This window comes from Acidovorax sp. SRI_002, from assembly GCF_057586455.1.
The window spans coordinates 46,456-69,518 of the sequence record NZ_JBYCZW010000003.1 but is presented as its reverse complement, the minus strand read 5'-3'; the positions used below and the strand labels follow the sequence as shown (position 1 = coordinate 69,518).

Here is a 23,063-nt window from a genome sequence, read left to right as displayed (position 1 = left end):
GCCCGCCGTCCGCATGACGCTCCCGGAGCCTCGCCTTGCCCCGTCCGGGCGCGACGTCTCCGTGGCGATCGTGGAGGACGATCCGCGCACGCGGCGGCGGTTCGAGCACGCGCTGGCGCGGGCCGACCGCCTGTGGCTGGCCTACTCTGCGGGCACGGTGGGCGAGATGGTGGCTTGGCTGCGCGACAACCGTGTGGACGTGCTCCTCGTGGACCTCGGGTTGCCCGACGGCTCCGGCCTTCAGGTCATCAGCCATTGCCGCAAGCTTTCGCCCGGAACCGAGATCATGGTCATCAGCATGTTCGGCGACGAAGCCAACATGATGCGCGCCTTCGAAGCGGGCGCACGCGGCTACCTCCTCAAGGACGGGACCGAAGACGATCTCGCCGACCATGTCCTGAGCCTGAACGCCGGCGGATCGCCCATGACCCCCATCATCGCGCGGCAGTTGCTGGCACGACTGTCTCCTGTGCCGTTGCGGCAGGGCGCACCGGTTGCTGTCGAGGCGCTGACCACCCGGGAGCGGGATATCCTGGCCAAGCTTGCGCGGGGATATACCTATTCGGAAACTGCCGAGATCCTTGGTATCGCCGCGTCTACTGTCCAGTCGCATGTCAAGAATATCTACAGCAAGTTGGCGGTTCATTCCAAGACTGAAGCGATCTATGAGGCGCGGCAACTGGGGCTCTTGTAGGGGCGGTCTGCTCCAAAGGGCGCTGGCGGTGCTTCTCCGGTTTTTCGGAAGCGGAGTGTTGTCCCTGCTGCTGTGTGGCGGGGCCTTCGCGCAGGAGGAGCCTCTCACCCTTGAGTTCGCGCGTGCCTACCTGGAGCCTGAAGGTGCCGCGGCATGGTCAGGTCCGGTGACACTTCCCCACCTTTGGGACAAGGTATACCCGGGTCGTGCGGGGCGTGCTCGTTATCAGCTGGAGTTGCCGCCAGTTGCGTCGGATGGGGTTCTTCGGGGGCTCTTTTTTCCTCGTGTAGGAAATCAGGTGGAGATCTTTGTTGGGGGCGACTTGATTGCGCATCGCGGCGTTCTGGGCGATAGCCGCCACGATGCGACCAAAGCGCCGCTGTGGGTGCCGGTGCCAGCGAGCCTCCTGTCCACCACCGCTCCCACGGTGCTGGAGGTGCGCGTGGCGGTGCAACCGGTGCGTTGGGGTGGGTTGGCCGCGCCACGCTTCGGACCAGAGGTCAACTTGCTGCCGCAGTACCGCGAGCGCTATGTCTGGCGGCAGTGGGGGGCTGTCGCTGTGGTGTTTGCGCTTGCACTCACGGGTGTGATTGCCGGGGGGCTCTGGCATCTGACCCGTGAACCCGTGTATGGCTACTTTGCGCTGTGTGCACCTTTTGGAATGCTGCGATACGGCGACCGGCTGTGGGAAGTGCCTCCGCTGGGCTGGCCACTGTGGGGAGGGATCGTGGCCTTCTCATTGACAGTGCACATGCTGCTGCTGGTGCGCTTCTCGCTTGCGTTGCTGGGTCGCGACGGCATCGGCGTCCGGCGGTGCTTCTGGGCCTTGGTGGTGGCCGAGGCCGCGCTGGTTTGGGGGGGCTATGGTATGGGAAAGCCTTGGTGTTGGACTGCTGGCTTGGCGCTGCTGTTCGTGCCGTCTTTCTGGGCATATGCCGTGGCGGCCCGCGAAGCCTTGGTGGTGAGGCAACCAGAGGCCGTAGCGTTGTGTCTTGCCAGCTTCATCCCCATAGGCGCAGGCCTGTATGACTTCCTGGAAATTCGGGTGTCCACCGAAAGCGTGGGCCGATCTTCCTATCTTCCCCTGGCCACCATGCTGTTCGTGCTGCTCATGGGCTGGCTGATCCTGAGTCGTTATGCCCGCCAGGTGCGTGCATACCAAGCCCTGAGCAATTCCCTGGACGAGAAGGTGCGCCAGCGCGAGCGTGAGCTGGAGGTCAGCTACGCGCTCCTGCAGCAGGAGCATGAGCAGCACGCGGCCCTGCAGGAGCGCCAGCGCATCATGCGCGACATCCACGACGGCGTGGGATCGCAACTGGTGGGGCTGCTCAGCCTCATTGGCAAAGGCCGGTCCAGCCGGGCCGCGCTGCGTGAGCATGCCCACGCAGCGCTCGATGAACTGCGCATGGCCGTGGACGCCATGCAGCCGGTGGACGGTGACCTGGCCACCGTGCTGGCCACGCTCCGCTACCGGCTACAACCGCGGCTGGCCGCCTCGGGCATCTCGGTCGATTGGCAGGTGGACGAAGAACTGCCCACGCTGGACAGCCTCACGCCGCACAGGGTGCTTCAGATCCAGCGCATCCTGCTGGAGGCATTCACCAACGTGCTGCGGCATGCGCAGGCCACCCGCGTACGGGTCAGCGCGCGCCAGCAGCCGGGGCCAGCACGCCAGCCCGATGATGAGTCGCCGTGTCTGGTACTGGAGATCGCCGACAACGGCATCGGCATGCCCGGCCCGGCTGCAGCCGGGGGCCAGGGCCTGGCCAACATGCGCGCACGCGCGCAGGCTATCGGCGCGCAGTTGGATGTCACGTCTGTGCCGGGCCAGGGGACGTGTGTGCGGATTGCGTTGCTGGGGGAGCCTGCACCCGCGATGCCAGCCACACCAGCACCAGCACCGGCAGCCCCAGCAGCGCCGTCGATGTGAAGAACTGCGCATAGCCAAACGCATTCACGTAATCGCCCGAGAAACCCGCCACGAATTTCGGCAGCAGCAACATCATCGAGCTGAACAGTGCGTACTGCGTGGCCGAGTAACTCACGTTCGTCAGGCTCGACAGATAGGCAATGAATGCGGCCGACGCAATGCCACTGGCCAGGTTGTCGGCCGACACCACGGCAATCAGCGCCGTCACGTCGTGTCCGTGGCCCGCCAGCCAGGCGAACAGCAGGTTGCTGGCCGCGCTCAGGATGGCGCCCAGCATCAGGATGCGCATCACGCCAAACCGCATCGACAACACGCCGCCCACAAAGGCGCCGGCCAGCGTCATGATCACGCCGTAGATCTTGGTCACGGCGGCTACTTCGTCCTTGGTGAAGCCCATGTCCACATAGAACGGGTTGGCCATGATGCCCATCACCACATCGCTGATGCGGTACACGGCGATCAGCGCGAGGATGAGCGCCGCGTGCCAGCCATAGCGGCGCAGAAAGTCGGCAAACGGCTCCACCATGGCGCTCTGAATCCACTCCGCCGCGTTGCGCGCAGGGGGCAGTTGCACCGGCGCGGGCTCGCGCGAGAACAGCACGGTGACCACGCCCACGGCCATCGAGGCCGCCATCACCAGGTACGCCACCTGCCACGCGCTGTTCTGGTAGGCCGCAGCGCCTTGTGCGATGGCCTGGCCCACGGCGGGCGCCACCTCGGAGCGCGCTGCAATCCACAACACGCCCGCGCCGGCCCAGATCATGGCCAGGCGGTAGCCCGTCTGGTACGACGCTGCCAGCGCCGCCTGGTGGTTGGCGTCGGCGGATTCGATGCGAAACGCATCGAGCGCGATGTCCTGCGTGGCCGAGCCAAATGCCACGGCCAACGCGCACCACACGATGGGCCCCAGGGTCTGGCGCGGGTCGGCCAGCGCCATGCCGATGAGCCCGGCCACGATCAGCGCCTGCGACAGCAGCAACCAACTGCGCCTGCGCCCCAGCGCGTGTGTGAGCAGCGGAATCGGTAGCCGGTCTACCAGTGGTGCCCACACCCACTTGAAGCCGTAGGCCAGGCCCACCCAGCTCAGGTAGCCGATGGTGCTGCGGTCAATGCCCGCCTCGCGCAGGCGAAAGCTCAGCGTGCCCAGCACCAGCAGCAGTGGCAGCCCGGCCGAGAACCCGAGCGTGAGCATGCGCAGGCTGGCGGGCTCCAGGTACACGCGCAGGGTCTGCAGCCAGGGCGTGCGGTGCGGCTTTTCCGGGGTGAGGTTGGGGGCGGATGAAGTGGAGGTGTCTGACATGGGCGCGTGGAGGTTTTGTCTATCATCGCCGACACACCCTTGTAGCCAGCCTGTCGGCCTCCATCTACGCGGCAGGCTTTGGTGTGTTGTGTGCCAGCGCCGCTCATTATTCCTTCTGGGATTGCCTTGTATGTGTCTTTTCTGCCCCGCTCCCTCTGTTGCGCCCTCGTCCCCGTGGTCGGCGCGCCGCGCCTTCCTGCTGGCGGCAGGCGCCAGCGCTGCGGCGCCAGTGCTCGCGCAGGTCGAGGTGGGCTCGGCATCCAGCCTGCGCAAGCTGGTGCCCGCTGAAACGCTGGAAAACTCCGCCGCCCAGCAGTACCAGCAGATGCTGCAGCAGGCCAAGGCCAAGCGCGCGCTGGCACCCAGCGACCACCCGCAGCTGCAGCGCCTGCACGCCATCGCCAAGCGGCTGATTCCGCACACCATGCCGTGGAACGACCGCGCCAAACAATGGCGCTGGGAGGTCAACCTCATCGGCAGTTCGCAGATCAACGCCTTCTGCATGCCCGGCGGCAAGATTGCGTTCTACACCGGCATCCTGGACCAGCTCAAGCTCACCGACGATGAGACCGCCATGATCATGGGCCACGAAATGGCCCACGCCCTGCGTGAACACGCGCGCGAGCGCATCGCCAAGACGCAGGGCACCAACCTGGCACTGCGCCTGGGCTCGCAGCTGCTGGGGCTTGGCGACCTGGGCCAGGCGGCGGCGGGGCTGGGTGGGCAGCTGCTCACGCTGCAGTTCAGCCGCTCGGACGAGACCGATGCCGACCTGGTGGGACTGGAGCTGGCCGCCCGCGCAGGCTACCAGCCCTCGGCCGCCGTAAGCCTGTGGCAGAAGATGGGCAACGCCAGCGGCAGCAAGCAGGGCGGGCTGGCGTTTTTGTCCACACACCCTTCAGGCCCCGCGCGCATCCGTGAGCTGGAGGTGAATGTGCCCAAAGTGCAGGGCCTGTACGAGGCGGCGCGGCGCAACGGGTAGTCGTGGACGGCGGGTCGGTGGCAGAGGCGCGCCATCGAAAGGTGCCTGGGAATCCTGATGCTACTGTTTTAATAGCTTTTAGCGCTTGATGAGCAAGCGATAGCGGCCAATTTAACTAAGAATTTGGCTGCCGTGGAGCTATGCCACGCTCACCCGGTTGCGGCCCGCGTTCTTGCTTTGGTACAGCGCCTTGTCGGCGCGTGCAATGGCAGCTTGCAGGTCTTCGGCGCTGTGCACCTGGGCCACGCCAAACGACATGGTCAGCGCGATGGGCGCCTGGCCCACGTCCAGTGGCGTTTGCTCGATGGCGGTGCGGATGCGTTCGGCGGTGGCGCAGGCGGCGTCCAGCGGGCTGGCGGGCATCAGCGCCAAAAACTCCTCACCGCCCCAACGCGCCAGCACGTCCCCTTCGCGCAGGTTGGCGGCCAGCACTTTGGCCATGGCCACCAGTACCTCGTCACCCACGGCGTGGCCGTATTGGTCGTTGATGCGTTTGAACAAGTCCACATCACACAGCAGCAGGGTGACTGGCGCACCGTCGCGCTGGCTGCGCGCCAGCGCGTTGGTGGACAGGGCTTCGAAGTGGCTGCGGTTGGCCAGGCCAGTCAGCGGGTCGAGCGTGGCCTGCTTGCGCAAGCGGGCCTCCGCGATCAGGATCGTGCGGCGGTAAAAGGCCGACAGCGCGGCCGACATGGCGAACACCAGGCAGATGTGTACCCAGTTCACGATGTTGACGCTGCGGGCGGGCAGGGGGTCGAGCGGGCCCAGGTGGCTGCTCAGTGCATGCAGGCCCAGGTAGTACGCTAGCAACGCCAGCACCATCGGTGCGGCATACCCCCGCGTATTGGCAATCACGATGGCAGGAATGAACATCAGCAGGTAGTAGTGAAACCCGCTGTCCCAGCCGATGAGCAGCGATCCCAATGCCGAATGCCCCACCACCTCCAGCCAGATCAGCACCAGCCCGGCCACGTTGTAGCGTTTCTGTATGAGCCGGTATGCGCCCAGGTACATGCCGATGCTGATCACGTTGATGGCCGCCAGGGGCAGCGAGCCCAGCCACAAAAACAGCACGATGTAGCCGACATCAATGGCCGCTGCGGTCAGCGCCACCCGCTGCACCATGGCCCAGTAAGCCTTGCCCGCCAGGCTGGAGCCGCGCTGCGGTGCTAGGGGAGGGCGTGGCTTGAAGGTGGGGTTCATGGCGCGAAAGCGGGGCGGGGCGGATGGAGCCTGGGCAAGGGTGCCACAAGCTGCTTACAACACGATACATCGTAAGCATGCAGACCATCGGCGGTCCGCAGAACTGGCCGCTTTTGCCGCGCATATCCGCCCCGGGCGGGCGCCTGGGTGGGGCGGGGCTACCTCCTAAAAGGAGAAAGTAGTAGTCAAATTGGTCACTAGCGCTTGTCCATCAAGCGCTGACAGCTATCAAAAAGATACTAATGAGGCGATGTGCAGCGAAGCGCTGCGGGACGTTACTGAGGCTCTTCTGGCACGTCTCAGGTCCCGCCCACGTAGGGATTGCTCTGGCGCTCACGCCCGAAAGTGCTCTCCGGACCGTGCCCCGGGATGAACACTGTCTGGTTGCCCATGGGCCACAAGCGCTGGGTGATGCTGTCGATGAGCTGCTGGTGGTTGCCCTGCGGGAAATCCGTGCGGCCCATGCTGCCCGCAAACAGCACATCGCCCACAAACGCCCGGTCGATCTGCGGCGCGTGGAACACCACATGCCCGGGGGTGTGGCCGGGGCAGTGGCGCACGTTCAGGGTCTCGTTGCCGATCTGCACCGTGTCGCCATCGTGCAACCAGCGCGTGGGCGTGAAGTGCTGCGCGGGCGGAAACCCAAACATCGCACTTTGCTGCGGCAGGCCGTCAATCCAGAACTGGTCGCCCGGGTGGGGGCCAACGATGGGCAGCGAAAGCCGCTCTGCCAGCTCGCCCGTGCCGCCCGCGTGGTCGATGTGGGCGTGGGTGAGCCAGATCTGTTCGAGCGTGAGGTTAAGACGTTTTATTTCAGCGAGCAGCACCTCCAGGTCGCCGCCGGGGTCGATCACGGCGGCTTTGTGGGTGGCGTCGCACCAGACGAGGGAGCAGTTTTGCTGGAACGCGGTGACGGGGATGGTGAGGTAGTGGAGCATGGTGGGTGAGGTGGTGGTGTGTATTTTTGCAGGCCTGGCGCACGGCAGCCGGGAGAGGCTCAAGCCCGTGCCAGCCGATCGACGAGGAAATCCACCAGCACGCGCACGCGCAGCGGCATGTGCCGGTTGGCGGGGTACAGCAGCGAAAACGGGCGGGAGGCACCGGCATGGGCGGGCAGCACCTCCCGCAAGGCGCCGCTGTGCAGATCGGCCTCCACAATGAACCGGTAGGTCTGTAGCAGCCCTGCGCCTGCACGCGCCAGGGTCACGGGGCCCAGGATGTCGTCGGCGCAGCGCAGGTGGCCTTGGGTGGGCACCTCCACATCGCGCCCGGCGGCGTCGCGCAGTATCCATGGCACCGCCTGGCCGCTGCTGGGCAGCACAAACTGGATGCATTCGTGCGCCGCCAGGTCGGCGATGGCATGCGGCGTGCCGCAACGCGCCAGGTACGCCGGGGCAGCGACCACCACCAGGGCGGCGTCCTCCAGCTTGCGCGCCACCAGCCCCGAGTCGATGGGGGCTCGACCGCGCACGGCCAGGTCAAAGCCTTCTTCGGTGAAGTCCACGTTGCGGTTGCTCAATTGCAGCTCCAGCTCCACGTCGGGGTAGGCCTGCGCAAATGCGGGCAGCAGGGGCAGGATGCGGCAGTGCCCGTAGGAGGTGGGCAGGCTGAAGCGCACGAGGCCTGCCGGGCTTTGCTGTTGGCCCGACAGCTCGCGTTCTGCCTCGGCCAGCTGGCCCAGCGCCTGGCGGCATTGCTCGTAGTAGCGCTTGCCTGCGTCGGTCAGCCGCACCTGGCGCGTGGTGCGCTGGAACAGCCGCACGCCCAGGCGCGCCTCCATGCGCGCCACCGATCGGCTCACGGCCGCCGCCGTCAGCCCGGCCGCCTGGGCGGCGGCCGTGAAGCTTTGCCACTGCGCGGTCAGGCAGAACAGTTCGATGCTGCCCAGCTTCAGGTCGTCAAATTGGCGCGCCATGTTCTGTTTATTACTTCATGTAATCAGTGAAATTCCTGAAGCCTAGTTTATTGCTGTTTGCATCCTCAATACCATCGCTTCATCTTTCCACCACGCTCCAAAGGCAACCCCATGAAGCTGTACTTTTCTCCCGCCGCCTGCTCCCTGTCGCCCCACATCCTGCTGCGCGAATGTGGCCTCACTTTCGAACTGGAGAAGGTCGATACCGAGCGCCACCGCACGGCAGACGGGCGCGATTTTTATGCCATCAACCCCAAAGGCCAGGTGCCTGTGCTGGAGCTGGCGGAAGGCTCCCGCCTCACCGAAGGCCCGGTCATTGCGCAATACATCGCCGACCAGGCCCAGGCCACGCAGCTCATGCCCGCAGCTGGTACGCTGGCGCGCTACCGGGTGATGGAGTGGCAGAACTACGTGAGCACCGAGCTGCACAAGTCCTTCACGCCCTTGTTCCACGCCGGGCTGGACGACAACGCCAAGGCCACGCTGGCCGCTCTGCTGCGCAAGAAGATGGACTGGCTGGACGCGCAGCTGCAGCACGGCCCCTACCTGACGGGCGAGCACTTCACGGCGGCCGATGCCTACCTTTTTGTGGTGCTGGGCTGGGCCAAGTTCGTGAAGCTGGATATCAGCGACCTGGCCCATCTGCAGGCTTTCCTGCGCCGTGTGGCCGCGCGCCCCGCCGTGCAGGCCGCGATGCAGGCCGAAGGGTTGCTGGGCTGAGAGGCCATTGCTTCATCCCAAGGAAAATAGCCATGCCTTACATCAACATCAAAGTGACCCGTGAAGGCGTCAGCAGTGCGCAAAAAGCGGCGCTGATCCAAGGCGCCACCGATTTGCTGGTGCGCGTGCTGAACAAGGAGCCCGCCACCACCTTTGTCGTGATCGACGAGGTCGAGACCGACAACTGGGGCGTGGCCGGTGAAACGGTGACCGTGCGCCGCCAGCGCGCTCGCGCCGCCGCCGACGGGAGCGCGCCATGAGTGACCCGCGCTTTGACGCAGTCGCCGCCGTGCTGCAGGAATATTTCGACGGCCTGTGCCACAGCGATACACAGCGCCTGCGCCGCGTGTTCCACCCGCAGGCGGTCTATGCCTGCGCCACGGCCGAGCCTGCGGTGATCCTGCGCATGGAGGAATATTTCCCCATCGTGGACCAGCGCCCCTCGCCCGCCAGCCGGGGCGAGACGGTGCAGGAGCGCATCCTGTCCATCGAGTTTGCCGGGCCGGTGACGGCTTTGGCCAAGGTGGAATGCGCCATCCTGCCCAAGCACTTCACCGACCTGCTGACCCTGATCCACGTGGACGGGCGCTGGCAGATCATTGCCAAGGTGTTTCACTACGAACTGGATCGCTGAGGCGGCGGTGCGCGCAAGCCGGTGGGCGAGTTCCTCCTTTCGGAAGGACTCATTGATTGATAGCTGCTAACGCTTGCCAGATAAGCGCTAGAGCCCAATTTGGCTAAAAAACCGGCGGCAGGCATCACCTGCGGTGGGCCCGCCTCACAGGTTGGTCGCCGCGACCACTTCCGACATGTCGGTCAACCCCTGCAGCACCTTCTCGATGCCGTCCTGGCGCAGGGTCAGCATGCCGGCGGCCAGTGCCGAGTGGCGGATGTCCGAGGCGGGGGCGCGGTGGCGGATGTGCTGGCGAATGGTCTCGTCGCTCATCATCAGCTCATGGATGCCCAGCCGGCCGTGGTAGCCATGGCCTTCGCACTTCGTGCAGCCCACATGGCGCCACAGGCGCAGCTCGCCCTGTGCGCCGCCGTGCTGCTGGCGCCAGCGCGCCACCTGTGCCTCGCGGGCCTCGGGGGAGTTGTTGGTGCCGCTGTCCAGGTACTGCGATGCCAAGCCCAGCAACGTGTCGTGGTCGGCCACACGCGGCTCGCGGCAGGCTGTGCACAGGCGGCGCACCAGGCGCTGGGCCAGGATGGCGAGCAGCGAATCGGAGAAGTTGAACGGGTCCAGGCCAATCTCCAGCAGCCGCGCAATGCTCTCGGGCGCCGAGTTGGTGTGCAGGGTGGACAGTACCAGGTGCCCCGTCAGCGAGGCCTCGATGGCGATGCGCGCGGTTTCCTCGTCGCGCATCTCGCCGATCATGATCACGTCGGGGTCGGCCCGCAAAAAAGTGCGCATGGCGGCGGCAAAGGTCCAGCCGATGCGCGGGTTCACCTGCACCTGGCGCAGGCCCTCCTGCGTGATCTCGATGGGGTCTTCGGCCGTCCAGATCTTGCGGCCTGCGGTGTTGATGTCGCGCACCACCGAGTGCAGCGTGGTCGTCTTGCCGCAGCCCGTAGGGCCGCACACCAGCACCAGGCCATAACTTTTTTGCACCACGGAGCGCAGCGCCAGCAGGTTGGGCTGGCTCAGGCCGATGTTCTCCAGCGGCAGGGGCTTGGCACCCGCCAGCAGGCGCAGCACCACGTCTTCCAGTCCGCGCGAGGTGGGCACGGTAACCACACGCAGCTCCACCGGTGGGCCTCCGAAGCGCGCGAAGTCGATCTTGCCGTCCTGGGGCTTGCGGTGCTCGGAGATGTCCATGCCCGCCATGATCTTGATGCGCGCCACCATCGCAAAGCGGTAGCGCGCGGGCAGCTCCAGGTAGGGCGTGAGGTCGCCGTCGATGCGCAGGCGGATGCGCACGTTCTGCGGCGCGGGCTCGGTCTCGATGTGGATGTCGGACGCGCGGTGGTGGATGGCTTCGTCGATCACCGAGTTGATGAGCCGCACCAGGGTGTTGTCCGACTCGCTGATCACGTCGGCCTGCTCGGAGTCCGCGTCCGGGACGGTGCTGCCCAGGTTGGCGGCCAGCTCGCGCGAGGTGGCTCGGGCAGCGGTGGTGGCTTCGGCGCCGCCAGACTGGGTGCGGTAGGCGCGGTGGATGGCGGGCATCAGCGTGCCTGGCGCGGCCTGCAGCGGAATGAGCCGCCGCTGCGTGAGAAACCGCAGTTCGTCCAGCAGCACGCGATCGAGCGGGTCGGCCATCAGCAGCACCAGCGCGTCATCGCGGGCAATCAGCGGCAGCACCGATTCACGCTCTGCCATCGCCCGGGGCACCATGGCCAGGGCCGCCGGATCGGGGGTGATGTCGCCGGGGTGCACGGTGTAGTCGCCCAGCCACGCGGCAATGACCTGGCGCAACTGCTCCTGGGTCAAGACACCGTCATCCACCAGGATCTGCCCGATCAGCCGGTTCTGCCCGGCGCTGCGCTCCTGCTGCTGGGCCTGCAGGCCGTCTTGCAGGGCCGACGGGGACAACATGCCGGCGTGGATCAGCGCCTCACCCAGGTGCCGCGCCTTGCCGACGGTGGGATGGGGGGCGGAGAGCTGTTTCCACAAGGATTCCGCATTGGGCGGGCGGAATCCGTGGGCGGGGAGGGAGGGGGGAACAGCGGTGTCGGTCATCAAGGGTCAGGAGCGGGCATCGTCAAAGGCTGAAGTCATAGTCCACCGTGATGGGAGCGTGATCTGAGAACTTTTCACCTTTGTAGATGGATTCAGCACGTGCCAGCGCCGCGAGCGCGGGGGTGGCCAGGTGGTAGTCCAGCCGCCAACCCACGTTGTTGGCATACGCCTGCCCCCGGTTGCTCCACCATGTGTAGGCGGTGTCTGTGGCGGTAGGTTGTAACTGACGGTAAACGTCTATGATGCCGCCGCCCTCATCAGTTGTGTGCAACAGTTTTGTCATCCAGGCCCGTTCTTCGGGTAAAAAACCACTGTTTTTCTGGTTGCCGCGCCAGTTTTTGAGGTCGATTTGCTGGTGCGCAATGTTGATGTCGCCGCACAGAATGAAGTCACGTTCGCGCTTGACTTTCATCAGGTGGGGATGGATCTCAGCCAGGAACCGGAACTTGGCCTGCTGGCGTTCTTCGCCCGAGGAACCACTCGGAAAGTAAGCGCTGATGATCGACAGCTTGCGGGCCGGTGTGTCAAAACGCAGCTCCACATATCGGCCTTCTGTATCGAATTCTGCTGACCCATAGCCAATGACTACATCAGAGGGTTCGTGCCGGGTATAGATGCCCACGCCGGAATAGCCCTTTTTTTGGGCATAGTGGAAGTGGCCCTGCAGGCCCGCCATGCGCTCGAACCGGTTGGCCATGTCGGCCGCCTGGGCCTTCACTTCCTGCACACAAATACAATCCGGCCGCGTGGCTGCCATCCAGCTTTCCACGCCTTTGCTGGTGGCCGAGCGGATGCCATTGAGATTGAGGCTGGTTAACTTGAACAAGGAATTCCCCATGGTGGATGTTGGCGCGCAAACCTCTGAACAGGGCCAGCTGGCGCAGGATTTTGTACGTTTTGCCGTCGAATCGGGCGTGCTGCGGTTTGGCGAATTCAAGACCAAGGCGGGGCGCCTGAGCCCGTATTTCTTCAACGCAGGGCTGTTCGACGATGGCCGCAAGATCGGGCGGCTCGCGGAATTCTATGCAAAAGCCCTGCTGGCCAGCGGCATCGAATTCGACATGGTGTTCGGCCCTGCCTACAAGGGCATTCCGCTGGCCGCTACCGTGGCCGTGGAACTGGCGCGCCTGGGCCGCAACGTGCCCTTTGCCTACAACCGCAAGGAGGCCAAGGACCATGGCGAGGGCGGCACGCTGGTGGGCGCACCCCTCAAAGGCCGGGTGCTGATCGTGGACGACGTGATGTCGGCTGGCACCGCCGCCCGCGAGTCCATCGCCATCATCCGCGCTGCGGGTGCCACGCCGCATGCGGTTGCAATTGCGCTGGACCGCCAGGAAAAAGCCACGGAGAATGGCCAGGACGTGGACCACAGCGCCGTGCAGTACGTGCGCGAGCAACTGGGCATGCAGGTGTGTGCCATTGCCCGGTTGGCAGACTTATTGCTGTATCTCTCCCAAAACGGGGAAGAGGGGATGCGCTCGCATCACGAAAAGGTGCTGGCCTATCGCCAGCGGTACGGTGTTAACGAAGGGTAGACCATTTGAGCAAGTCGGCGTGGATCATGGGCGGGGTGATGCTGCTCACCCTGGGCGCAGAGCTGGCCTCGGCACAGTCCCAGGGTGCGACGGGCGGTATTTACACGTGCGTGGACCGCAACGGCCGTCGGCTGACGGCCGACCGGCCCATCCCGGAATGCCTGGACCGGGAGCAGCGCGAACTCAGCCCTTCGGGCATCACGCGCCGCCAGATTGGCCCCTCGCTCACCGAGCTGGAGCGCGCAGCCCAGGACGCCCAGAACCGCAAGGATGCCGAAGAGCGCGCCCGTGTGGTGGAAGAGCGCCGCCGCGAACGCGTGCTGGTGGCCCGCTACCCTGACAAGGCCGCCCACGATGTGGAGCGCGCTGCGGCCATCCAGATGGTGGATGACGTGACGGCCACCGCAGAAAAGCGAACGCTGGAGCTGAAGGCGGAGCGCAAGAAGCTCGATGTTGAGATGGAGTTCTACAAGAAGGACCCCAACAAGGCCCCCATGACGCTGCGCCGCAAGATCGCTGAGATTGACGACAGCCTGGCCGAGCAGCAGCGCTTCATCGCGGGGCAAGACCAGGAAAAGCGCCGCGTGCATGCGCGGTTTGACACCGAGCTGGCGCAGTTGCGCAAGCTGTGGGATGCGCAGCGTGTGCCCCCCTCCGCAGCGTCTGCTGTTGCGGCGCCCGCTGCCAGCGCGGTGCCTGCGGGCGGCAGCCGATAACCCACCAAGTTAGGGTCGCAGCGGACCAGAGAACGCGCCGCATCGCTGCCTCGGATGGATAGCATAAAAGCAAAGGGGCCTAAAGGCCCCTTTGCTTTTGCGGCCGCTTCAACAGCCTTGCGCTCAGCCCGCCAGTTTGGCGCGCAGCAGTTCGTTGACCTGCGTCGGATTGGCCTTGCCCTTGCTGGCCTTCATGATCTGGCCGACCAGCGCGTTGAAGGCCTTGTCCTTGCCCGCGCGGAACTGCGCCACGTTGTCGGGGTTGGCGGCAATCACTTCGTCGATGATCTTCTCCAGCGCGCCGGAGTCGTTCATCTGCTTGAGTCCCTTGGATTCGATGACGGCATCCACGTCGTTGGACTCTCCGGTCCACAGCGCATCAAACACCTGCTTGGCGGCGTTGTTGGAGATCGTGCCGTCGGCAATGCGGCCGATCAATGCGGCCAGCTGAGTTGCCGTGACAGGAGCCTGCTCGATACCGGTCTCCGCCATGTTCAGGCGGCGCGACACCTCTCCCATGATCCAGTTACTGGCCAGCTTGGGCTGGCTGCAGGCTTTGGCCGCCGCTTCGAAGTACGCCGCCATGGCCTTGCTCTGCGTGAGCGTGGTGGCGTCGTACTCGGGCAGGCCATAGTCCGCCACAAAACGTGCGGCCATGGTACGAGGCAATTCGGCCATTTGCGCCCGTTCTTCCTGCACCCACTGCTCTGAAATGTGTAGTGGAGGCAGGTCGGGGTCTGGGAAGTAGCGGTAGTCCGCCGCATCTTCCTTGGTCCGCATCGCGCGCGTTTCGCCCGTGTCCGGGTCGAACAGCACGGTGGCCTGCTGGATCGCGTGGCCGTCCTCGATCTGCTCGATCTGCCAGCGGATTTCGTAGTCGATGGCCTGCTGCATGAACTTGAACGAGTTCAGGTTCTTGATCTCGCGTCGTGTGCCCAATTCGGCGCCGGGCTTGCGCACCGACACGTTGGCGTCGCAGCGGAAGCTGCCTTCCTGCATGTTGCCGTCGCAGATGCCGATCCAGGTCACGATCTTGTGCAGCTCCTTGGCATACGCTACGGCCTCTTCGGACGAGCGCATGTCGGGCTCCGTCACGATCTCCAGGAGCGGTGTGCCCGCGCGGTTCAGGTCGATACCACTCTGGCCGATGAAGTCTTCATGCAAGGACTTGCCTGCGTCTTCTTCGAGGTGGGCGCGCACCAGGCGCACGGTCTTTTTCTCATCGCCCAGAAAGAATTCCACCTCACCGCCTTGCACCACCGGAATCTCGAACTGGCTGATCTGGTAGCCCTTGGGCAGGTCGGGGTAGAAGTAATTCTTGCGCGCAAAAATGCTCACTGGCGCAATGTGGGAGCCCAGTGCCAGTCCCAATTTGATAGCGCAGGCTACGGCCTCGCGGTTCATCACGGGCAGGGTGCCCGGCAGGGCCAGGTCCACCGCGCAGGCTTGCGTGTTGGGTTCGGCGCCAAAAGCGGTGGGCGCGCGGCTAAAAATTTTGCTCTGGGTTGCGAGCTGGGTGTGGGTTTCGAAGCCGATGACAACTTCGTAGCCATGGATCAGTTTGGCGGTCATGTCAGAAGCCCTCCGGACGGCGGAGGTGGAAGTCGGTGGCTTGCTGCAGGCGGTGCGCAGCGTTCAGGAGGCGGGCTTCCTGGAAGTAGTTGCCCAGCAACTGCAGGCCCACTGGCATGCCGCCCTCGCCAAAACCGGCGGGCACGCTCATGCCGGGCAGCCCGGCCAGCGAGCCGGGCAGGGTGAAGATGTCGGCCAGGTAGTCGGCCAGCGGGTCGTTGCCATGGTCGCCCAGCTTCCAGGCCACCGTGGGGGCCACGGGGCCGGCGATCAGGTCGCAGTCCTTGAAGGCATTCTGGAAGTCGTCGGCGATCATGCGGCGGATCTTCTGTGCCTGCAGGTAATAAGCGTCGTAGTAGCCGTGGCTCAGCACATAGGCGCCGATCATGATGCGGCGCTTGACCTCGTCGCCAAAACCTTCGGCGCGGGTCTTCTTGTACATGTCCACCAGATCGGTGTAGTCCTTGGCGCGATGGCCGAACTTCACGCCGTCAAAGCGGGAGAGGTTGGACGATGCTTCGGCCGGAGCAATGATGTAGTAGACCGGAATGGACAGCTGCGTGCGCGGCAGGCTGATGGGCACGAGCTTGGCGCCGAGCTTCTCGTATTCCTTCAGGGCACCATCTACGGCGGCGCGCACATCGGGCGCCAGGCCTTCTCCAAAGAACTCGGCGGGGATGCCGATGCGCAGGCCGTCGATGCTGTCGTTGAGCTTGGCGCTGAAGTTTTCTGCAGGCACATCGAGCGACGTGGAGTCGCGGTCCGGGTCGGGGCCGCACATGGCGGACAGCAGCAGCGCGCAGTCTTCGGCCGAGCGGGCCATGGGGCCGGCCTGGTCGAGGCTGGAGGCAAACGCGATCATGCCGTAGCGGCTGGCGCGCCCATAGGTGGGCTTGATGCCGGTAATGCCGCAGAACGAGGCGGGCTGGCGGATGGAGCCGCCGGTGTCGGTGCCGGTGACGGCCGGGGCCAGGCGTGCGGCCACGGCCACGGCGCTGCCGCCGGACGAGCCGCCCGGGATGCGGTCGGTGGCCCAGGGGTTGCGCACGGGGGCGGGGGCGTCAAAGCCCACGGGGGCGACGGCCGAGTTTTCGTTGGCCGAGCCCATGGCGAACTCGTCGCAGTTGAGCTTGCCCAGTGTCACGGCGCCCGCGTCGGCGAGCTTGGTGACCACGGTGGCGTCAAAGGGCGACTGGTAGCCCGCGAGCATCTTGGAGCCGGCGGTGCTGGGGAAATCCTTGGTGACAAAGATGTCCTTGTGCGCAATCGGCACGCCCGCCAGCGGGCCGGCGGTGCCTGCGGCGATGGCTGCGTCTTGCGCGCGGGCCTGGGCCAGGGTGATGTCCGGGTTCACGGCCACGTAGGCGCCCAGGTTCTGGTGGGCCTGTGCGCGGGCGAGGAAATGCTGGGCGGCCTCGACGGCCGAGACGCGGCGCTCGCGCAGCTCGGTGGCCAGCTGGGCCACGCCCAGGTCATGCAATGCGGTGGAAGTCATGCGGCGGGGCTCTTACTCGATCACTTTGGGCACGAGGAACAGGCCTCGTTCGACAGCGGGGGCGCTTTGCTGGTTGGCTTCGCGCTGGTTGGGCTCGCTGGCCAGGTCTTCGCGCAGGCGCAGCTGCACGTCCTGGATGGCGGCCACGGGGTGGGCCAGGGGCGTGACGCCCGAGGTATCCACAGCCCGCATCTGTTCCACGATGTCAAAGAAACCATTGAGCTGCGTGAGCATGCGCTCACTTTCGGAAGGTGTCAGCTCAAGCCGCGCCAAGTTGGCAATGCGGCCGATGTCCTGGGGGGTCAGTGCCATAGGGAGGAGAATCTAGAGAAACCAGAAGTAAAGCTGTGATCCGGTGCTCGCCGGAGGGAGTTATTCACAGGGGATGGGGTATTATCCCGGCTTTGCCGCAAAGCTCCCGGAATGGGAGTCAATTGCGTGAAAAAAGCCAATAAACACCCCTGAAATACCTGGCGATGGCAGGCCGACGTGCATGCCGTGCCCGAGAGGACTTTTGAATGTTCGGAGCTTTCCGTCGGTACTTCTCCACCGACCTTGCCATTGACCTTGGCACAGCCAACACCCTCATCTTCGCCCGCGACAAAGGTATCGTTCTTGATGAACCTTCCGTCGTCGCCATCCGCCACGAAGGTGGCCCCCACGGCAAGAAAGTCATCCAGGCCGTAGGTCGTGAAGCCAAGGCCATGTTGGGCAAGGTGCCCGGCAACATCGAAGCCATCCGGCCCATGAAGGATGGCGTGATCGCCGACTTCGTGATCACCGAGCAGATGATCAAGCAGTTCATCAAGATGGTGCACCCGCGCACGCTGTTCACCCCCAGCCCGCGCATCATCATCTGTGTGCCCTGCGGCTCCACCCAGGTCGAGCGCCGCGCCATCAAGGACGCGGCCGAGGCTGCGGGCGCCACGGCGGTGTACCTGATCGAAGAACCCATGGCTGCTGGCATCGGCGCTGGTCTGCCCGTCTCGGAAGCCTCGGGCTCCATGGTCGTGGACATCGGTGGCGGCACCACCGAAGTGGGCGTGATCTCGCTGGGCGGCATGGTCTACAAGGGCAGCGTCCGCGTGGGCGGCGACAAGTTTGACGAGGCCATCATCAGCTACATCCGCCGCAACTACGGCATGTTGATTGGCGAGCCCACCGCCGAAGCCATCAAGAAGAACATCGGCTCGGCTTTCCCGGGCTCCGAAGTGCGCGAGATGGAAGTCAAGGGCCGCAACCTCAGCGAGGGCGTGCCACGCAGCTTCACCATTTCGTCCAACGAAGTGCTGGAAGCCCTGACCGACCCGCTCAACCAGATCGTCTCGGCCGTGAAGAACGCGCTGGAACAAACCCCCCCTGAGCTGGGCGCCGACATTGCCGACCGGGGCATGATGCTGACCGGCGGTGGCGCTCTGCTGCGCGACCTGGACCGCCTGCTGGCCGAGGAAACCGGCCTGCCCGTGCTGGTGGCCGAAGACCCGCTGACCTGCGTGGTGCGCGGCTGCGGCATCGCCCTGGAGCGCATGGACCGCCTGGGCAGCATTTTCACGAGCGAGTAAGCCAGCGGGCCTGTATGCTGCAGGCACTTTTTTCGCTCTGAATTGCATGACTGCACCTGCTCCAATGCTTGTTTCTGAGCACCCGCCCGTGGATGTGTCTCCACGGTGCCGACCCTGACCGCTGCGCACCATGCCCCTGGGTACTCTGGAGCGCAGCGCTCCCCCTTTCTTCAAACAGGGCCCTTCGGCCCTGTCGCGTTTGGCTGTGTTCAGCGCGCTGGCGCTTTTCCTCATGGTGGCCGATGCACGCTTTCAGATCACCGGCCCCTTCCGGCAGGCCGTGGCCACGGTGCTGTACCCAGTGCAGTGGCTCATGCTGCAGCCCGTGGAATTCGCCAGCCACGGGCGCAGCTATTTCCAGTCGCTGCAAACCGCGCAGGATGACCTGGATGCCGCCCGCAAGAAAATGACCGTGATGGGCCAGCGGGCCAACCAGGCAGATCAGCTGGCGATGGAAAACCAGCGGCTGCGCAAACTGCTGGAGCTGCGCGACCGGCTGCAGACCCCCGCCCAGGCGGCCGAGGTGATCTACGACACGGCCGACCCCTACACGCGCCGCGTGGTGCTGGACCGGGGGCAGATGGGTGGCGTGGAACTGGGCGCCCCCGTGATGGATGAAGCCGGTGTGCTGGGTCAGGTCACCCGCGTGTTCCCGCTGGTCAGCGAAGTCACCTTGCTGGTAGACCGCGATCAGGCGATTCCGGTGCTGAACATCCGTACCGGTGTGCGCGGCGTGGCCTATGGCGACCCGGTGGCGGGCCATGGCGGTGGCATGGAGCTGCGCTTCATGCCCGCCAATGCAGACATTCGCGAGGACGACCTGCTGACCACCAGCGGTGTGGACGGTCTGTACCCGCCCGGCCTGCCTGTGGCGCGCGTGGTGCGGGTGGAGCGCCGTGCCGACTCTGCGTTTGCGCGCATCTATTGCATACCGCTCGCCCAGGTGCAGGGCGCGCGCCATGTGGTGGTGCTCAAGCCGCTGGCCGACAATGAACTGGCGCGTCCCGAACCCGCCCCGGCTGTCCCCGCCAACAAGCGCGGAGGCCGCAAGTGAGCCACCGCTTGACCCTACAAGGAGGCCCACGATGATCATGCCGCGTGGTGAGCCCCTGCTGATGCCGGTGAACCCGGTCTTCATCTGGGCCAGCTTGGCTGTGGGCCTGGCCATCAACATGCTGCCGCTCGGCCGCATCGTCTGGACGCCCGATGTGCTTATGGTGCTGCTGGTCTTCTGGGGCGTGCACCAGCCGCTGCGCATCGGCATGGGGGTGGCGTTCCTGCTGGGCCTGTGCATGGACGTGAGCCAGTCGGCGCTGCTGGGCCAGCATGCGCTGTCCTATACCGTGCTGTCGTTTGGCGCGATTGCCATTCACCGCCGCCTGCTGTGGTTCAGCGTGCCGTCGCAGGCCTTACAGGTGTTGCCCCTGTTTGCCCTCGCCCACGCGATCGAGCTCTTGCTGCGGATGGCGTCCGGGGGCATATTCCCGGGGCTGTGGAGTTTTCTCGCACCGGTGCTGGAGGCCTTGCTGTGGCCCCTGGCCAGCTGGGTGCTTCTGGCTCCGCAGCGCCGCCCGCCCGACCGCGACCAGAACCGGCCTCTGTAGCCCATGCCTTTCTTGATGCCCGCGCATTTTGCCAGCGTTCCGCCTTGGCCCCTGGGGGTGGAGCCTGGGCTTGCGCGCGCCCGAATGGGAGGGTGGGCGTGACTGAGGTGCGCAGCAGCGAAGCCGATGCTTCGCGCTTTCGGGTGCGGGCCCTGGTCATCGGCGCCCTGGTGTTTTTTGCGTTCTGCCTCATTGCTGCCCGGCTGGTGTATCTGCAGGTGGTCCGGCACGAAGACTTGGCGGCGCAGGCCGAGAGCAACCGCACGGCGGTGGTGCCCATCGTGCCCAACCGGGGGCTCATCCTGGACCGCAACGGCGTGGTGCTGGCCACCAACTATTCGGCCTACACACTGGAGATCACGCCCTCGCGCGTCGGGGTGCTGGACGAGACCATCGACGAGCTGTCCAAGGTGGTGGAAATCCAGAGCCGTGACCGGCGCCGCTTCAAGCGGCTCATGGAAGAGTCGCGCAACTTCGAGTCCCTCCCCATCCGCACGCGGCTGACCGACCAGGAAGTGGCGCGGTTCACCGCACAGCGCTACCGTTTTCCGGGCGTGGACATCAAGGCACGGTTGTTTCGCAACTACCCGCTGGGTGACGTGGCCAGCCATGCCATCGGCTACATCGGCCGCATCAACCAGACGGAGAAGGCGCGCATCCAGGACTCCGAAGACGAGGCCAACTACCGGGGCACCGAATACATCGGCAAGCTGGGCATCGAGCAGAGCTTCGAGTCAGCCCTGCACGGCGCCACCGGGGTCGAGCAGATGGAAACTTCGGCCGGGGGGCGGGCGGTGCGCAAGCTCTCCAGCCACGCGGCCACGCCCGGCGACAGTGTGATGCTGTCGATCGACATCAAGCTGCAAAAGCTCATTGAAGACATGTACGGCAACCGCCGGGGCGCGTTGGTGGCCATCGACCCGCGCAACGGCGAGATCCTGGCGCTGGTGAGCAAGCCCACGTTCGATCCCAATCTGTTCGTCGAAGGCATCGACGTGGAGAACTGGACCGCGCTCAACGAATCCATCGACAAGCCCCTGCTCAACCGCGCCATGCGCGGCACCTACCCGCCGGGCTCCACCTACAAGCCTTTCATGGCGCTGGCCGCGCTGCAGCTGGGCAAGCGCTCGCCCAGCATGGTGGTCAACGACCCGGGCTTTTATACCTTCGGCGGCCACACCTTCCGCAGCCACGAGGGCGGGCTGGGTGGGGTGGACATGCATCGCGCCATCCAGCAGTCGAGCAACACGTATTTCTATTCGCTGGCGGTGGAGATGGGTGTCGATGCGATCCATGACTTCATGAAGCCGCTGGGCTTTGGACAGTCCACGGGCATCGACCTCAATGGCGAAGTGCGCGGCACCTTGCCCAGCACCGAGTGGAAGCGCAATGCCTACAAGCGCCCCGAGATGAAACGCTGGTTCCCCGGCGAAACCGTGTCGCTGGGCATTGGCCAGGGCTACAACAACTTCACGATGCTGCAGCTGGCGCTGGCGCAGGCCACGCTGGCCAATGGCGGTATTCGCTACCGGCCGCACATGGCCAAGGCGGTGAAAAACGCGGTCACGGGCGCCGTCACCGAGATCAGCCAGCCGCCGGGAGTGGATCTGGGTTTTTTGCCGAAGAACGTGGACATCGTGCGCAACGCCATGGTGGCGGTGAACAAGGGCGGCACCGGCACGCGCGTGTTTGCCGGGGCGCCCTACACCTCGGGCGGCAAGACCGGCACAGCCCAGGCGGTGACGATGGGCCAGAACGTCAAATACAACGCCAAGGCGCTGGAAGAACACCAGCGTGACCACTCGCTGTTTGCCGCCTTTGCTCCTGCCGAAAACCCCACCATCGTGATTGCGGCCATCGTGGAAAACGCCGGTTTCGGCGCTGCGCACGCCGCCCCCATCGCGCGCCGGGTGTTTGACTACTGGCTGCTGGGCGACTATCCCAACGAGGAAGACATGGCGGCTGTGCAAAAAGGCCTGGCCTCGGCCCCGATCGGCAAGCCCCGCAAAGCGGTCGATGTGCCGCTGATTGCACCATAGTTTGCTATATAAATAATAGCTGTTTGCGCTTTGTGGATAAGCGCTAGAGTCCGTTTTGGCTTGAAATGGCCGCGCCCGTGGTGCCCGTGCCACCTGTGGAACAGGCTCCGCCAGACCATGGGTGGCGTTCTCCTGAGAGGAACGCGCGGAACGGCTCGGAGGGCGTACCGCGCCTCTCAGGCCTGTTGCGTCTGGCCCGCGCGCGCAGCAGGCTGGATCTGGCTGAACACCAGCGCTGCCACGATGAGCGCGGCGCCACCGAGCCCCGCCCAGCCCAGCCTTTCCCCGAGCAGCACCCAGGCTGTGAGGGCCGCGAACACCGGCTCCAGCCCGAACACGATGGCGCTGCGCATGGCGTCCACGCGCTGCTGGCCCCAGGCCTGCAGCGTCACCACCACGACGCTGGCCAGCAGGCCCAGGTACAGCAGCGCCAGCAACGCATCCAGAGGCAGGTCGGCCACGGACCGTAGCCAGCCCATGCCCTCGCCCTGCGCAAGCAGCAGCGCGGTGGACGCCAGCGCCATCACCGTGGCCTGCGCGGCGGCCATGCGGGTGGCCCGCAGCGGCTGCGCGGCCGTGCGGCGTGCGCACTCTTCCAGCGCCAGGATGTACAGCGCGTAGAACACGGTGCTGGCCAGCGTCAGCGTATCGCCCAGGTTCCAGGGCTCGTTTTCGTGGAACATCAGCGCCATGCCCGCCAGCGCCATCACGCAGGCACCCCAGAGTCGCCAGCCATAGCGCCGTCCCAGGAAGGCCATGGCGATCAGCGGCACCACCAGCACGTTCAGGCCGGTGACAAACGCATTGCGGTTGCTGCTGGTGCGCGCGAGGCCCTCGATCTGCAGCCAGAACGCCAGGAACAGCAGCAACCCCAGCGCGCAGCCCCAGCGCCGCTCGTGGCGCAGCATGCCGCGCCACAACGGCGCCAGCACCAGCAGCGCGATCACGAACCGCAGCCAGATGATCTGCAGCGCGCCCAGGTGTGCTGAGAGCAGTTTCATGGCCGGGAAGGTGGTGCCCCACACCACGGTCACAGCCAGAAGGGCCATCAGGCCCCAGCGTTCAGTACGCATCGGAAGAATTCCCCAAAACCAAAAGAAAAAAAGGGCCGCC

22 protein-coding genes are annotated in these 23,063 nt (G+C 65.4%); 12 read left to right on the top strand and 10 right to left on the bottom strand.

The features are described 5' to 3' along the window. Positions 1 to 13: 13 nt before the first annotated feature. Together AC2YJX_RS08485 and AC2YJX_RS08480 are read left to right on the top strand one after the other, a co-directional pair. Complete coding sequence (locus tag AC2YJX_RS08485; protein ID WP_487255789.1) at positions 14 to 694, top strand: response regulator; 681 nt, start codon at positions 14 to 16, stop codon at positions 692 to 694. Positions 695 to 992: 298 nt separating this feature from the next. Beyond that, positions 993 to 2,624, top strand: a complete 1,632-nt coding sequence (locus tag AC2YJX_RS08480) for a sensor histidine kinase (protein WP_487255788.1) — start codon at positions 993 to 995, stop codon at positions 2,622 to 2,624. Here AC2YJX_RS08480 and AC2YJX_RS08475 read toward each other — a convergent pair. Further along, entirely contained in the window at positions 2,506 to 3,924 is a 1,419-nt protein-coding gene (locus AC2YJX_RS08475; RefSeq protein ID WP_436131531.1) for an AmpG family muropeptide MFS transporter, read from the bottom strand. The genes AC2YJX_RS08480 and AC2YJX_RS08475 overlap by 119 nt on opposite strands. A gap of 130 nt (positions 3,925 to 4,054) precedes the next feature. Here AC2YJX_RS08475 and AC2YJX_RS08470 point away from each other — a divergent pair, with 130 nt between their 5' ends. Then, on the top strand, positions 4,055 to 4,906 hold the full coding sequence (locus AC2YJX_RS08470; RefSeq protein ID WP_055401567.1) for a M48 family metallopeptidase: 852 nt from the start codon (positions 4,055 to 4,057) through the stop codon (positions 4,904 to 4,906). A 138-nt stretch (positions 4,907 to 5,044) separates the two neighbouring features. On the opposite strand, the gene AC2YJX_RS08465 is transcribed toward AC2YJX_RS08470, so the two are convergent. The 3 genes from AC2YJX_RS08465 to AC2YJX_RS08455 form a co-directional block, all read right to left on the bottom strand. Beyond that, a complete protein-coding gene (locus AC2YJX_RS08465) occupies positions 5,045 to 6,109 on the bottom strand; it encodes a GGDEF domain-containing protein (protein ID WP_487255787.1) in 1,065 nt (354 codons plus the stop codon). 299 nt (positions 6,110 to 6,408) lie between these two features. Further along, positions 6,409 to 7,047, bottom strand: a complete 639-nt coding sequence (locus AC2YJX_RS08460; protein WP_487255786.1) for an MBL fold metallo-hydrolase — start codon at positions 7,045 to 7,047, stop codon at positions 6,409 to 6,411. A 59-nt stretch (positions 7,048 to 7,106) separates the two neighbouring features. Continuing rightward, entirely contained in the window at positions 7,107 to 8,024 is a 918-nt protein-coding gene (locus tag AC2YJX_RS08455; protein ID WP_487255785.1) for a LysR substrate-binding domain-containing protein, read from the bottom strand. Between the two features lie 111 nt (positions 8,025 to 8,135). On the opposite strand from AC2YJX_RS08455, the gene gstA reads away from it, so the two are divergent. The 3 genes from gstA to AC2YJX_RS08440 are packed head-to-tail and all read left to right on the top strand — an operon-like array spanning position 8,136 to position 9,378. After that, entirely contained in the window at positions 8,136 to 8,744 is a 609-nt protein-coding gene (gstA, locus tag AC2YJX_RS08450) for a glutathione transferase GstA (protein WP_487255784.1), read from the top strand. A 32-nt stretch (positions 8,745 to 8,776) separates the two neighbouring features. Beyond that, positions 8,777 to 9,004 carry a tautomerase family protein gene (locus AC2YJX_RS08445; RefSeq protein ID WP_121421962.1) on the top strand — a complete coding sequence of 76 codons (228 nt, stop codon included), beginning with the start codon at positions 8,777 to 8,779 and terminating at the stop codon, positions 9,002 to 9,004. After that, positions 9,001 to 9,378 carry a nuclear transport factor 2 family protein gene (locus tag AC2YJX_RS08440; protein WP_057271025.1) on the top strand — a complete coding sequence of 126 codons (378 nt, stop codon included), beginning with the start codon at positions 9,001 to 9,003 and terminating at the stop codon, positions 9,376 to 9,378. Before AC2YJX_RS08445 ends, AC2YJX_RS08440 begins: the two co-directional genes overlap by 4 nt. A gap of 144 nt (positions 9,379 to 9,522) precedes the next feature. Here the strand turns inward: AC2YJX_RS08440 and AC2YJX_RS08435 are convergent, their stop codons facing one another. Then, positions 9,523 to 11,427 (bottom strand): GspE/PulE family protein, encoded by a 1,905-nt coding sequence (locus AC2YJX_RS08435; protein ID WP_487255783.1) that lies wholly within the window; start codon positions 11,425 to 11,427, stop codon positions 9,523 to 9,525. Between the two features lie 22 nt (positions 11,428 to 11,449). Further along, positions 11,450 to 12,253 (bottom strand): exodeoxyribonuclease III, encoded by an 804-nt coding sequence (locus AC2YJX_RS08430; RefSeq protein ID WP_487255782.1) that lies wholly within the window; start codon positions 12,251 to 12,253, stop codon positions 11,450 to 11,452. A 10-nt stretch (positions 12,254 to 12,263) separates the two neighbouring features. Between AC2YJX_RS08430 and pyrE the strand changes: the two genes are divergently transcribed. Next, positions 12,264 to 12,962: an orotate phosphoribosyltransferase gene (gene pyrE, locus AC2YJX_RS08425; RefSeq protein ID WP_055394401.1), complete on the top strand. Its 699-nt coding sequence runs from the start codon at positions 12,264 to 12,266 to the stop codon at positions 12,960 to 12,962. Between the two features lie 5 nt (positions 12,963 to 12,967). Beyond that, positions 12,968 to 13,678: a DUF4124 domain-containing protein gene (locus AC2YJX_RS08420; protein WP_121507849.1), complete on the top strand. Its 711-nt coding sequence runs from the start codon at positions 12,968 to 12,970 to the stop codon at positions 13,676 to 13,678. 123 nt (positions 13,679 to 13,801) lie between these two features. On the opposite strand, the gene gatB is transcribed toward AC2YJX_RS08420, so the two are convergent. Genes gatB through gatC form a run of 3 tightly spaced genes read right to left on the bottom strand, consistent with a single transcriptional unit; the run spans position 13,802 to position 17,057 of the window. Further along, complete coding sequence (gene gatB, locus AC2YJX_RS08415; protein ID WP_487255781.1) at positions 13,802 to 15,250, bottom strand: Asp-tRNA(Asn)/Glu-tRNA(Gln) amidotransferase subunit GatB; 1,449 nt, start codon at positions 15,248 to 15,250, stop codon at positions 13,802 to 13,804. Between the two features lies 1 nt (position 15,251). Next, positions 15,252 to 16,745 (bottom strand): Asp-tRNA(Asn)/Glu-tRNA(Gln) amidotransferase subunit GatA, encoded by a 1,494-nt coding sequence (gatA, locus tag AC2YJX_RS08410; RefSeq protein WP_121421968.1) that lies wholly within the window; start codon positions 16,743 to 16,745, stop codon positions 15,252 to 15,254. Positions 16,746 to 16,757: 12 nt separating this feature from the next. Then, a complete protein-coding gene (gene gatC, locus AC2YJX_RS08405; RefSeq protein WP_055394393.1) occupies positions 16,758 to 17,057 on the bottom strand; it encodes an Asp-tRNA(Asn)/Glu-tRNA(Gln) amidotransferase subunit GatC in 300 nt (99 codons plus the stop codon). Between the two features lie 206 nt (positions 17,058 to 17,263). Here gatC and AC2YJX_RS08400 point away from each other — a divergent pair, with 206 nt between their 5' ends. The 4 genes from AC2YJX_RS08400 to mrdA all read left to right on the top strand — a co-directional run bounded on the left by AC2YJX_RS08400 (position 17,264) and on the right by mrdA (position 21,950). Continuing rightward, entirely contained in the window at positions 17,264 to 18,307 is a 1,044-nt protein-coding gene (locus AC2YJX_RS08400) for a rod shape-determining protein (protein WP_005798130.1), read from the top strand. Positions 18,308 to 18,437: 130 nt separating this feature from the next. Beyond that, positions 18,438 to 19,361, top strand: coding sequence for a rod shape-determining protein MreC (gene mreC / locus AC2YJX_RS08395; RefSeq protein ID WP_055394389.1), 924 nt, complete (start codon positions 18,438 to 18,440; stop codon positions 19,359 to 19,361). Positions 19,362 to 19,392: 31 nt separating this feature from the next. Next, entirely contained in the window at positions 19,393 to 19,911 is a 519-nt protein-coding gene (gene mreD / locus AC2YJX_RS08390; RefSeq protein WP_055394387.1) for a rod shape-determining protein MreD, read from the top strand. A 98-nt stretch (positions 19,912 to 20,009) separates the two neighbouring features. After that, positions 20,010 to 21,950, top strand: coding sequence for a penicillin-binding protein 2 (gene mrdA / locus AC2YJX_RS08385; RefSeq protein WP_228897653.1), 1,941 nt, complete (start codon positions 20,010 to 20,012; stop codon positions 21,948 to 21,950). A 176-nt stretch (positions 21,951 to 22,126) separates the two neighbouring features. On the opposite strand, the gene AC2YJX_RS08380 is transcribed toward mrdA, so the two are convergent. Continuing rightward, complete coding sequence (locus AC2YJX_RS08380; RefSeq protein WP_487255780.1) at positions 22,127 to 23,023, bottom strand: DMT family transporter; 897 nt, start codon at positions 23,021 to 23,023, stop codon at positions 22,127 to 22,129. Positions 23,024 to 23,063 lie beyond the last annotated feature (40 nt).

Excerpts from the sequence above, each read along its gene's own strand:
- AC2YJX_RS08485 (WP_487255789.1), top strand. The coding sequence starts at position 14 with ATGACGCTCCCGGAGCCTCGCCTTGCCCCGTCCGGGCGCGACGTCTCC.
- AC2YJX_RS08475 (WP_436131531.1), bottom strand. The coding sequence starts at position 3,924 with ATGTCAGACACCTCCACTTCATCCGCCCCCAACCTCACCCCGGAAAAG.
- AC2YJX_RS08470 (WP_055401567.1), top strand. The coding sequence starts at position 4,055 with ATGTGTCTTTTCTGCCCCGCTCCCTCTGTTGCGCCCTCGTCCCCGTGG.
- AC2YJX_RS08465 (WP_487255787.1), bottom strand. The coding sequence starts at position 6,109 with ATGAACCCCACCTTCAAGCCACGCCCTCCCCTAGCACCGCAGCGCGGC.
- AC2YJX_RS08460 (WP_487255786.1), bottom strand. The coding sequence starts at position 7,047 with ATGCTCCACTACCTCACCATCCCCGTCACCGCGTTCCAGCAAAACTGC.
- AC2YJX_RS08455 (WP_487255785.1), bottom strand. The coding sequence starts at position 8,024 with ATGGCGCGCCAATTTGACGACCTGAAGCTGGGCAGCATCGAACTGTTC.
- gstA (WP_487255784.1), top strand. The coding sequence starts at position 8,136 with ATGAAGCTGTACTTTTCTCCCGCCGCCTGCTCCCTGTCGCCCCACATC.
- AC2YJX_RS08445 (WP_121421962.1), top strand. The coding sequence starts at position 8,777 with ATGCCTTACATCAACATCAAAGTGACCCGTGAAGGCGTCAGCAGTGCG.
- AC2YJX_RS08440 (WP_057271025.1), top strand. The coding sequence starts at position 9,001 with ATGAGTGACCCGCGCTTTGACGCAGTCGCCGCCGTGCTGCAGGAATAT.
- AC2YJX_RS08435 (WP_487255783.1), bottom strand. The coding sequence starts at position 11,427 with ATGACCGACACCGCTGTTCCCCCCTCCCTCCCCGCCCACGGATTCCGC.
- pyrE (WP_055394401.1), top strand. The coding sequence starts at position 12,264 with ATGGTGGATGTTGGCGCGCAAACCTCTGAACAGGGCCAGCTGGCGCAG.
- gatB (WP_487255781.1), bottom strand. The coding sequence starts at position 15,250 with ATGACCGCCAAACTGATCCATGGCTACGAAGTTGTCATCGGCTTCGAA.
- gatA (WP_121421968.1), bottom strand. The coding sequence starts at position 16,745 with ATGACTTCCACCGCATTGCATGACCTGGGCGTGGCCCAGCTGGCCACC.
- gatC (WP_055394393.1), bottom strand. The coding sequence starts at position 17,057 with ATGGCACTGACCCCCCAGGACATCGGCCGCATTGCCAACTTGGCGCGG.
- AC2YJX_RS08400 (WP_005798130.1), top strand. The coding sequence starts at position 17,264 with ATGTTCGGAGCTTTCCGTCGGTACTTCTCCACCGACCTTGCCATTGAC.
- mreC (WP_055394389.1), top strand. The coding sequence starts at position 18,438 with ATGCCCCTGGGTACTCTGGAGCGCAGCGCTCCCCCTTTCTTCAAACAG.
- mreD (WP_055394387.1), top strand. The coding sequence starts at position 19,393 with ATGATCATGCCGCGTGGTGAGCCCCTGCTGATGCCGGTGAACCCGGTC.
- AC2YJX_RS08380 (WP_487255780.1), bottom strand. The coding sequence starts at position 23,023 with ATGCGTACTGAACGCTGGGGCCTGATGGCCCTTCTGGCTGTGACCGTG.